This is a genomic window from Algoriphagus sp., assembly GCF_029254265.1.
Lineage (GTDB): Bacteria > Bacteroidota > Bacteroidia > Cytophagales > Cyclobacteriaceae > Algoriphagus.
The window spans coordinates 24,403-34,669 of sequence record NZ_JAQWXX010000054.1 but is presented as its reverse complement, the minus strand read 5'-3'; the positions used below and the strand labels follow the sequence as shown (position 1 = coordinate 34,669).

9 protein-coding genes are annotated in these 10,267 nt (G+C 43.0%); 6 read left to right on the top strand and 3 right to left on the bottom strand.

Annotated features, from left to right (window positions below; translation table 11 throughout):
* Positions 1 to 187: 187 nt before the first annotated feature.
* A complete protein-coding gene (locus tag P8O16_RS08700; RefSeq protein WP_300313403.1) occupies positions 188 to 1,330 on the bottom strand; it encodes an ATP-binding protein in 1,143 nt (380 codons plus the stop codon).
* 152 nt (positions 1,331 to 1,482) lie between these two features.
* On the opposite strand from P8O16_RS08700, the gene P8O16_RS08695 reads away from it, so the two are divergent.
* From P8O16_RS08695 to P8O16_RS08685, 3 genes are all read left to right on the top strand, one after another.
* Positions 1,483 to 1,719, top strand: coding sequence for a CPXCG motif-containing cysteine-rich protein (locus P8O16_RS08695; protein ID WP_300313401.1), 237 nt, complete (start codon positions 1,483 to 1,485; stop codon positions 1,717 to 1,719).
* Positions 1,719 to 2,291 (top strand): pyridoxamine 5'-phosphate oxidase family protein, encoded by a 573-nt coding sequence (locus P8O16_RS08690; protein WP_300313398.1) that lies wholly within the window; start codon positions 1,719 to 1,721, stop codon positions 2,289 to 2,291. The genes P8O16_RS08695 and P8O16_RS08690 overlap by 1 nt, the downstream gene beginning before the upstream one ends.
* Before the next feature lie 87 nt (positions 2,292 to 2,378).
* Positions 2,379 to 5,498: a glycosyl hydrolase gene (locus P8O16_RS08685; protein WP_300313395.1), complete on the top strand. Its 3,120-nt coding sequence runs from the start codon at positions 2,379 to 2,381 to the stop codon at positions 5,496 to 5,498.
* Positions 5,499 to 5,927: 429 nt separating this feature from the next.
* Here P8O16_RS08685 and P8O16_RS08680 read toward each other — a convergent pair whose 3' ends face one another.
* Both P8O16_RS08680 and P8O16_RS08675 read right to left on the bottom strand, forming a co-directional pair.
* Positions 5,928 to 6,347 (bottom strand): PIN domain-containing protein, encoded by a 420-nt coding sequence (locus tag P8O16_RS08680; protein ID WP_300313392.1) that lies wholly within the window; start codon positions 6,345 to 6,347, stop codon positions 5,928 to 5,930.
* Entirely contained in the window at positions 6,344 to 6,589 is a 246-nt protein-coding gene (locus P8O16_RS08675) for a DUF6364 family protein (RefSeq protein WP_300313390.1), read from the bottom strand. The genes P8O16_RS08680 and P8O16_RS08675 overlap by 4 nt, the downstream gene beginning before the upstream one ends.
* Before the next feature lie 311 nt (positions 6,590 to 6,900).
* Between P8O16_RS08675 and P8O16_RS08670 the strand changes: the two genes are divergently transcribed.
* From P8O16_RS08670 to P8O16_RS08660, 3 genes are read left to right on the top strand one after another with little or no spacing between them, the layout of a single operon-like run.
* Positions 6,901 to 7,530 (top strand): hypothetical protein, encoded by a 630-nt coding sequence (locus P8O16_RS08670; protein WP_300313388.1) that lies wholly within the window; start codon positions 6,901 to 6,903, stop codon positions 7,528 to 7,530.
* 13 nt (positions 7,531 to 7,543) lie between these two features.
* Complete coding sequence (locus P8O16_RS08665) at positions 7,544 to 8,080, top strand: peroxiredoxin (protein ID WP_300313385.1); 537 nt, start codon at positions 7,544 to 7,546, stop codon at positions 8,078 to 8,080.
* Complete coding sequence (locus tag P8O16_RS08660; RefSeq protein ID WP_300313382.1) at positions 8,077 to 10,266, top strand: peptidase domain-containing ABC transporter; 2,190 nt, start codon at positions 8,077 to 8,079, stop codon at positions 10,264 to 10,266. Before P8O16_RS08665 ends, P8O16_RS08660 begins: the two co-directional genes overlap by 4 nt.
* The last annotated feature ends 1 nt before the right edge of the window (position 10,267 follow it).

Genomic DNA, 10,267 nt, shown 5'->3' with positions numbered 1-10,267 from the left:
AGTCAAGTTCAGTTTGGAAGCTTTTACTGAACTCTATGACTCCTTGACCTTTAAATATATCCATTTTGAGCGTTTGAAAAGCTATAAATATATGCAATTAAAAGGACACCTCTATAAGCTTAAATATATTGAGTCTCTCTCTTTGATCAAAATATAATCCTTAGAATTACTTCGATTCCAACGTTTATTATCCCCCAATCCAATCCAAATAATTTCCCGAATGAATCACTTCATAGCTCGCATTTGGGTAGGCTTTTGCCCAGGCAGCCGGAGCCTTTGGAGGTTTGGATAGCTGGTATTTGAACTCAAATGCTCGAAGTTCGTCACCTTCTTCTTCCACCCAATCGATCTCTTGCTGATCGTAGGTTCTCCAGAAATAATTATTATACCGGATCTCGTTGTAGCTCTGATATTTTCTTCGTTCGATAGCAAGGTAATTTTCCCAGAGTTCGCCTACATCCGCACGCAAATCGAGCCGATTGAAGTTTTGAATGATAGCATTTCGCACGCCATTGTCATAGAAATACCAGCGGCTACTTTTGACTATTTCCTTCCGGAGATTTCGGCTAAATCCTCCAATGCGGAAAATCACAAATACTTTCGAAAGTAAATCCAAATAGCGCTCCACCGTATTTTTGGACATTCCCAACTGCTTTCCGAGTTCTTCCAATGACACTTCCTTTCCTACTTGGAAGGCAATCAATCGAAGTAGGGCGTAAAGTTTATCACTGTTTTTTATCCCATCGACCATCAGAATATCCTTGAGCAGGTAATCATTCATGATTTGGTAGAGGTAGTCTTCTTTGTCCTTCCAATCGGGATATTGGATCAATTCTGGGTAGCCACCAAAAATCAGTCTTTCTTCACGTTTTTCAAGGGTAGTTTTGAAATCTTCGATTTTTGAAAATTCCATTTGTGCTAAGGGATACATGAAAAGTGTGTTTTGTCGTCCTACCAAAGGTTCGCCAACTTGCTGATGGAGATCAAAGGCAGACGAACCTGTAGCTATCACCTGAATCCCTTCGATGCTATCCACAATAAGTTTCAGGATCAATCCCATTTCCGGAATATACTGCGCCTCATCAACGACTAGAAGATCTTTTCCTGCGAGCAATCGATTATAATTTGCAACCGAACGTTCTTGCAAAAGCGCTGCATCGACCAGATCTTCCCCATTTAGCATCAATGTTTTTGTAAGATCAACTGTTTTGAGGTAATCTTTAACAAAGGCAGTTTTACCAGATCTTCTCGGGCCGAGTAGCATCAATACTTTATTTGGTCGGAGTTTCCTCTGAAATTGAGTTAGTAAAGCTCGTGGAATTGCATTCATGTTGATTTCCTGTGATTTACAATACAAATGAAATTTGTTTTAGCTAAAAATCCTATGTAACTGACGGGATTAATGTAAATACCGTCAATTAACTGACTCAATTAACGTTAATACCGTCACCTATTTGACGAAATTCGTGTAAATTCCGTCAGTTGAGATTAATTGAACTCAAAGCCTTTTTCATAGTTTCTAAAAGAAAAACAGATATGCTCGAACACTTTTTCCAATGCCCCCATTGCTTTGAAGAAATTTCAATGTTAGTTGATCCTTCTGTCCGTAGACAAGAATATGTGGAGGATTGTGAAGTGTGCTGTAATCCTATTTTGATTCAAGTGGAAATCGAAGAAGGAGAGATCGTTATTTTTGAAGCTCAATCGTTAGAACAATAATGTTATTTACTTCACAAAACTCGCTTCCTGAAATCTGGGCTACACTTTCGCATGAGCTTCATCGGGGAGCTTTGGATGCCAAGCATCCCTTTCGCTATGTGACTTTGGCCACGAATGGAGAAGATGCCCCAGAACAACGAATGGTGGTGCTGCGCAAAATGGATGAGGAGTTGAATTTCTATTTTTTCACCGATTCCCGAACTGCCAAAGTCACCCAAATTCAGGAGAACTCGAATGCTGAATGTTTAGTCTATCATCCTGGGAAGCGAACTCAAATCCGGGTAAAAGGAAGGCTTCATATTCATCATCAAGATGAACTCAGTCAGGAAATGTGGAAACGGGTACAAGGAGATGCCCAAAAAGCTTACAATTCAACCCTCTCACCCGGAACAGAAATTGCAGATCCCGACCTCGCCTATGATTGGCCAGCAGAACTGGATGACCGCTTTTTTGCAGTCCTACAATTCATTCCTGAAACCGTCGAAGCCTTGCAATTGAATGGTCTGACTCATGTCCGAGTCAGTTTTTCAAAAAGTGGTGCTGATTGGAATGGGAAGTGGTTGGTACCTTGAAATTGGGGCTACTTTCGGAAGGAACTTGATTTTAGCTTTTTCAAATGGCTTTCCTTAAATTCCTGCACCAATCAACCTTTTATCCAGATGAAAATTTTACTTAAAGCCAGTTTGGCGATGCTGCTGGCTTTTGGCTTTTCAACTCTTTCTTTTTCTCAGAAAGCCAAAAAATCAAGCGCCCAAGAACTCAAATCAACCTTCGATACTGCGCTTTATAACGCAATGGAATTCCGACTAGTCGGACCTTTCCGTGGAGGCAGGGCTACTGCGATTGCCGGAGTAGTCCAAGAACCTTTAACCTATTACATGGGAGCTACGGGTGGAGTTTGGAAGACCACAGATGCAGGCGAAAGCTGGGCAAATATCTCTGATGGCTTCTTCAATACTGCTTCTGTTGGGGCAATCACCGTTTCTGAATCGGATCCCAATGTCATTTATGTAGGTATGGGCGAAGCTCCGGTCCGAGGGGTAATGACCTCCCACGGTGATGGCGTATATAAATCTACCGATGCCGGAAAAACCTGGTCAAATATCGGACTGGGAAAAATCAGACAAATCTCCAAAATCTTTGTCCATCCAACCAACCCGGATGTACTGCTAGTTGGCGGGCAAGGAAGTCCCTACGGTGCGACTGATGAACGAGGAATCTACCGATCAGAAGACGGCGGAGCAACTTGGGCGAAAGTTCATTATGTAGATGAAAATTCTGGAGTATCTGATCTCAGTATGGATATGTCCAATCCCCGGATCATCTATGCGGCGTATTGGGATCATCGACGCTATCCTTGGCAGGTGAAAAGTGGAGGCCCAGGTTCGGGAATCTACAAGTCTGTGGATACCGGCAAAACTTGGGAAAAGCTTTCCGAAGGCCTTCCTAAAGAGACGATGGGTAAAATTGGAATCTCTGTTTCACGAGCAAATGGGAACATCGTTTGGGCGATCATCGAAGCTGAGGATGGTGGATTGTATCGCTCCAACGATGCTGGTAAAAACTGGAAACTCGTCAATCCGGATCGCTTGCTTCGCGCTCGATCTTGGTATTACATGCATATTTTGGCTCACCCAACTGAGGCAGAGACGGTCTATATCATGAATGCTCCGCTGGTTGAATCCAAAGATGGCGGTAAGACTTTTACTAACATGCGTACGCGACATGGAGACAATCACCAACTTTGGATCAATCCGGAGCATCCACAATACATGGTTAATGCCAATGATGGCGGAGCAAATGTGACGATCAATGCGGGTAAAGATTGGTCCAGACAGGATAATCAGCCAACCTCGCAATTCTATCGGGTGAATGCTGATCGTCAGTTTCCTTACAGAATTTACGGTGGTCAGCAAGATAATTCTTCTGTTTCGATTGCTTCAAGAGCCAATGGGTCGGGTATCGGTCCAGAGGAATTTTATCCAGTTGGAGGTTGCGAGTCAGCATACTCTGCATTTGACCCTGAGAATCCAATTTATATCTATTCAGGTTGCTACCAAGGAATCATCACGGAGTGGAATGCGAAGACCAAACTGGAAAAGGACGTGATGGCTTATCCATATCAAGGACTGGCTTCCAATCCTCGGGATGTGAAATATCGATTCAATTGGAATGCACCGATCATCTCTTCCATCCATGATCGCAGCGTGATTTACCATGCTGGAAATGTGATTTTAAAAACGACAAATCGAGGCATTAGCTGGGAGGAGATTTCACCGGACCTGACGAAAAATGATACGTCTCATCTGATTTCGGGAGGCGGCCCGATTACCAATGAAGGTGCCGGAGGAGAAGTTTTTCATACGATTTACTATTTGGCGGAATCGCCTTTCTCGCCTAATGTACTTTATGCAGGAGCAGACGATGGCTTACTCCATGTCACTCAGGATGGCGGGAAGAGTTGGTCAAATATCACGATTCCAAATACTCCGGAAGGAATGGTCAATCAGATTGAGGTTTCCCCACATGATCCTGCAACTGTCTATGTGGCTTTCAATAGCTACAAATACAATGACTTTACCCCACATATTTTCAAGTCTTCTGATTATGGAAAAAGCTGGACTCGATTGGCGAATGGCATTGCCGCTGAAGCTCATGTCCGGGTAGTTCGCGAAGATCCAAATCAAAAAGATCTACTTTATGCTGGTACAGAAACTGGCTTGTATGTTTCATTCAATGGCGGTCAGCTTTGGGAGAAATTCCAAAATAACCTGCCCATCGTTCCGATCACGGATTTGATGATTCAGGACAATGACATGATTGTCGCTACACAAGGCCGAGCGTTCTGGGTGATGGATGATTTGAATCCACTTTATGAATTGGCTGAGGCAAATAAGGCGGAATTCTATGTGTACGAGCCGGAGGATGCTATTCGAGATTTGGCGGTACGATCCGAAAGTATGGAGATGGGACAAAACCCTTACGAAGGATTTTCTTTGATGTACTATTTGAAAGAAGATTCAGATTCTACTGATTTGACCGTCGAGATTTTAGATGCTAGCGGAGCCGTGTTGCGCTCGTTTACCACCGATTCTGAAGCGAAAAAAGGCAAAATCAAGAAGGAAGCCGGAATGAATCGCCTGCATTGGGATTTGGCGATAGAGGAATTCGAACCCGTAGAAGGAGTTTTCTCGGGTATTGGGGTTGGACCAGCTAAGGTAGCTCCAGGGAAATACAAAGCAGTTTTCGCTTATGGAGATCAAAAGATTACCAAAGATCTAACCGTAAAACCTGATCCGAGATGGTCTGCAAGCCAAGCAGCATATGATGCGCAGCAGGCAGCAATCAAACCTATCGCAACGGCCTTGATCGCCACCCGAAAAACTGCTGATGACCTTCGCTCGCTTCGTACTCAAGTGAAAGATCTTCAATCTCGGGTTTCCAAAGAAGATTACCCAGACTGGAATACACAAGCAGAAGAATTGATCAAATCTATCGATGCCTTGGAAGAGAAATTGATTCAGCCTAAGCAGAAGACTTTCCAGGATGTGATCAACTTCCCGAATCAGCTGGATGCTGAGCTCGCTCATATTTATGGCACCATTGCCAATCAGGAACCTCCGGTCACTGATGGCCAAAAAGCCTATGCAGCGGATATGCTGAGGAAATATGAAACACTGATGAACGAAACTGAATCAGTAATGAAATCTGCCGAAGCCTTGCAGCAAGCAATGATTGATCAGAAGATTCCTTTCTTGGCACCGAAGAAGAAAGACTAACCTTTGAGGTGTTATCCTGACGACGAAGGAGGAAGGATCTCCTCGAAGGTTTTATGATGTAAAAGCCCTCAATTGAAACGATTGAGGGCTTTTCTTTTAATTGGGTTGTGAGAGGTTATTGCGCTTTTAGACTGATTTCAAGACAGCTAAAAATTCTCGAATGGAAACTGCTGGGATGGTCGAGGTCTTGAAATCTTTAAGATTTCGGGTAAGTCCGCTGTTCAGGATTTGCAATCCTGAACCTTGATTTTGGGATTTATAATCCCTGAAAACTGGATCTTATTTTTTGAACAAGAAGATTTCAAATCTTCGTATAGCCCTTTGAGATTAAGCCGATCACTATCAGTACTCGAAGAGCTTGTATCCTTATTAGTAAACGAATCTAATCCCCTTATCCCGATAGTTCGGGAGGGGTTAGGGTGTTTATTTTTAGTTTGACTTCAAGACAGCTAAAAATTCTCGAATGGATACTGCTGGGATTACTGAGGTCTTAAAATCTTTTAGATTTCTGGTAAGTATATAGTCAATTTCGCCAGCGGACTCCGCAGTTAGTATTTGAATCGCATCTTCAAAATCTTTATGTGCAGATTTCAACGAAGATTTTAAAATGGTATGGGTTATATCGAGGACGGTCATTCGGTCTGCAAGCTCAGAAAGTAAATATCTTAACTGTTTTCCATCAACATACTTCTTTAGAATATAATGAGTGGTGGCTATCGAATGTGTGGAAGTGTAAAGTATGACTTTGCCTTTCTCACCCAAAGAAAAGATTTCCAAAGCCTCCGACGTGAGTGGAGTGCGATCGGTCAATAAATCGACTAAAATACTTGTGTCAAGAAAAACCTTCATTTTAGATGCTTTACTTCAACTGCTTTTCTACGGGCTTGATCCGCATCAAAATCCTTGGGGAGTTTGATTTTTCCAGAAATGGCTAGAAGTCGATCTGAGGAATCAGGGATTGGAGCCGGACTGATTAGTTTCTCAAAATAGTCTTCTACCAATCCAGAAAGGCTATTTCCGGTGTTTTCAGCATAGATTTTAGCTTTTTCTATAACTTCTTCATTTAGCGATAGCGTGAGTTTTTTATTCATTGTACGTATAGTATATTTAAATATACGTATGATATTTATGAAGGTCAAATTTTAGCGCTGTAGCCTTCATTCAAGGCTGATAATTATTTTTTTACCCATCTTCAAAAAAATATTCTTAAAAATTTAAGTATTATTTCCGAAGATTATTTTGATTACTAACTAAAAAAGGGGGGGGCATTCAAAATAAACTACTGCCGAATTAGGTTTTACTTATTTTGATTAGTTTTCACGGCTTTTTGAAGATTTGGCTTTTTGAAGATTGAGTTAGTTATTCGCTCAGTCTTTTTTTTTGGAATTTTAATCAGTCCTGAATGAAATCTTTTTTACTCCTTGGCTTTTATTCGCTTGCCCTGTTTTTAGTCTCTTACTTTCTCCTCGATGTAGAGGGTATGTTTGTAAATGCGATAGCTAAGCAATCGCAACTTGAAATTCCCGAAAATGTCTTGTTGGATGCCCTGGAAGACATGCGCTACTGGAATAAGTTTAGTGTGCTCTTCACTTTTCTGATCCTTGTTATCAAATGTTGGATTATCGCTTTGGTGTTGTATGCAGGATTGTTTTTTGCAAACCTTCATCAGGGGATCAAATTGATCCGACTATTCAAAGTAGCGGTATTGGCTGAGAGTATTCTTGTCATTGCAGGCTTGGTAAAAGTGATTTTAGTATCAGCAGGAGACTTTTCCTATGAAGAGTTTTCTGTCTTTTATCCCTTGTCTGTTTTGAGTTTATTTCAGCTAAGCGACTTGAATCCACTCTTTATCTATCCGCTACAATTGGTCAATTTATTTGAACTCGGTTACTGTTTTCTTTTGGTGTTCTTTTTTCATCAGGAGGTTAAGTTCGATCTGGGAGAAAGTACCAAAGTGGCTCTCGGCTCTTATTCATTCGCCTTGGTGTTTTGGTTGGTTCTGATTCTTTTTCTCACCCTCAATTTCACCTAAAACTTTTTCAACCATGCGCAAACTACTTCTAATATTCCTATCCCTGGCACTACTTTCCGCCCTGATTTACCTGGGTTTTTCTTTCCAACAAAAAGAAGCCAATAAAGAACTTATCCAAGCTCAAATCATCCGATTGCCTGATTTGGACTTACTTGACTTAGACGGGCAATCGGTGAATTTGAAAGCACTCGTAGGAAATACCTCATCGCTTTTGGTGTATTTCAACTCAACCTGTGAAATATGCCAGATGGAGCTGAATTCAATTGCCAAAAGAATCGTCGAATTTGATTCCCATGCCTTGGTATTCGTGACCGTACAGCCGGTAGAGGAGGTTAAGGATTTCATCCAAGAACTTGGAATTTCCGATCGTGAATCAGTCCACTTTCTGATCGACTCGGAGATGGAAGTGGCGGCGTATTATGGGATAAAAGGCGTACCGGCTTTATTTATCTATGATGGTTTGGGAAGCCTAGTTGCAAATTTTACTGGTCCTGTGAAAGTAGATCTGCTACTTGAGCAGCTACAAAATCATAAGGAACCTGAGCTATGACCTATTCTCCAAAAAAGCTTAAAAAGTATCATGTAGCTCAACTGGGGGAGTATGCCTGTGGTTTAGCCTGTCTCTGTACGATTTCCAGATTTTACGGGGCAGAATTTTCGCAGGAAAAACTCCGGGATATCAGCGGCACCAGCCAAAGTGGCACCACGATGCTTGGCTTGATTCAGGCTGCGCAAAAGATCGGCTATGAGGCTAAAGGATTTGAAGCGGAGTTGATTCATTTGGCGGAACTAGCTGGCCCGGCGATTTTGCATGTGGTACAGGATCAAAATCGGGAGCATTACTTAGTGTATTTTGGATTTGCTGAGGGCAAACATTGGGTGAGCGATCCTGGCGTGGGGATTTTAGGTCTATCGGAATCAGAGCTGATGGTACAATGGAAATCAGGAATACTTCTTCGCCTTGAGCCCACGGAAGCCTTGCAACGAAAAGCGCTTGTTTCCCGATCCAAGCGAGCTTGGTTTGTGTCGCTGATCGCTGAGGATATTCCCATTCTGATTGTAGCCACAGTCATCGGTAGTCTTATGGCTGTCACCGGACTTTCCACTGCTATTTTTTCTCAGCGGCTGATCGATGATTTCCTTCCCAATCAAACCTATGATAAAGCAATTCTAGGCGTCGTGGCCTTGTGTTTTCTCCTTAGTTTTCGGGCAATATTAGGCTATATCCAAGGTGTTTTTATGGCCAGGCAGGGCAGAGATCTGAACGTTCGGATCGTCTCTTCCTTTATCGAGCGAATCCTGAAGCTGCCAATGAATTACTTCCGAGGCTATAGCACCGGTGATTTGATTGCCCGAATGAATGACTCCCTTCGAATCCGAAATACCGTTTCTTTGATTACGGGTACAGTCATTATCAATGTATTGGTCGTAATCGTGTCCTTGCTATTTGTCTTTTATCAATCCAGCCTTATCGGCTTGATTTGCTTGCTGGGCGTTTTCTTCTTTTTGATTGCCGGTTGGAAATATCATGCTCCGATCTTAGCAAAGCAAAAGGAAGTGATGGCGGCTCACTCCCTGAATGAAACCCAGTATGTGGATAGCCTCACGGGCATGCATGTGATTCGATCCTACTCGAAGGAAACAGAATACCAAAACCGAATCAAAAATGTCTATTCCATGTACCAATCCAAGGGCTACGAACTTGCTATTATCGGGAATAATTTTTCCTTTTGGACCCAACTGATTGTCGCCATTTTCATGAGTTTGCTTTTCGGGGCTGGAGTCTATCTGATTTTTCAGGGTGAGTTGCTTCTTGGAGAATTGATGGCATTGATCTCTGTGGGCAGTACCATCGTGCCGGCAGTGGCAGGACTAGTGGTCGCCAATATTCAGTTTCAGGAAGCCAAAGTCGCCTTTGATCGACTCTTTGAGATTGCTGGCTTGGATATGGAGTCGGATGAACCCACAGAAAAAGGTCAGCCTATCATAGGGGATTCTCCGCTGCTGACACTGGATCAGGTGACTTTTCGCTATCCTGGACGGACGCAGATTCTGAAAGGGGTGAGTTTTCAAGTAGAAGCCGGAGCGTTTGTGGCAGTCTTTGCTCCGGTGGGAACAGGTAAAAGTACACTGGTAGATCTCATTCAGCGTTTTTATTCGCCAGAGTCGGGAAGCATTCGCATCAAGGGGCAAGACTCCAAATCCATTCCGCTACCTGACTGGCGTGCCGCTTTGGGAGTGGTCAATCAAAAGGAGAAGATTTTCAATGCGACGGTATTTGATAATATTGCGCTGAGTACAGATCTCAAGGAGCTGGAGCGCCTTGCTAAAGTCGGGGAAGAGCTGGGGCTTTGGAATCTTTTCAAGGCATTGCCTCAAGGAGCTTTGACGCTTTGCGGGGAAGATGGTCGAAATCTTTCCGGTGGTCAGCGTCAGTTGGTCGGTATCGTCCGAGCCCTGGTTAGAGAGCCAAAGCTGCTGATATTGGATGAAGCGACCGCTGCGATGGATTGGGAGTTGGAAGATCAGCTGCTCCGACTGATCAGGCAGTATCTTAGGCAACGAAATGCCGGTCTCCTGATGATCACCCACCAGCCCAGTTTGGCAGCAAGAGCGGATCGAATACTACTCCTGCAAGAGGGGGAAATCGCTTTTTCAGGTTCCCATTCGGAACTCCTCAATCAAGAAAATGCCTATTCCAGAGCATTTAAACAAATTTTTCAACTAAGCAACTAAC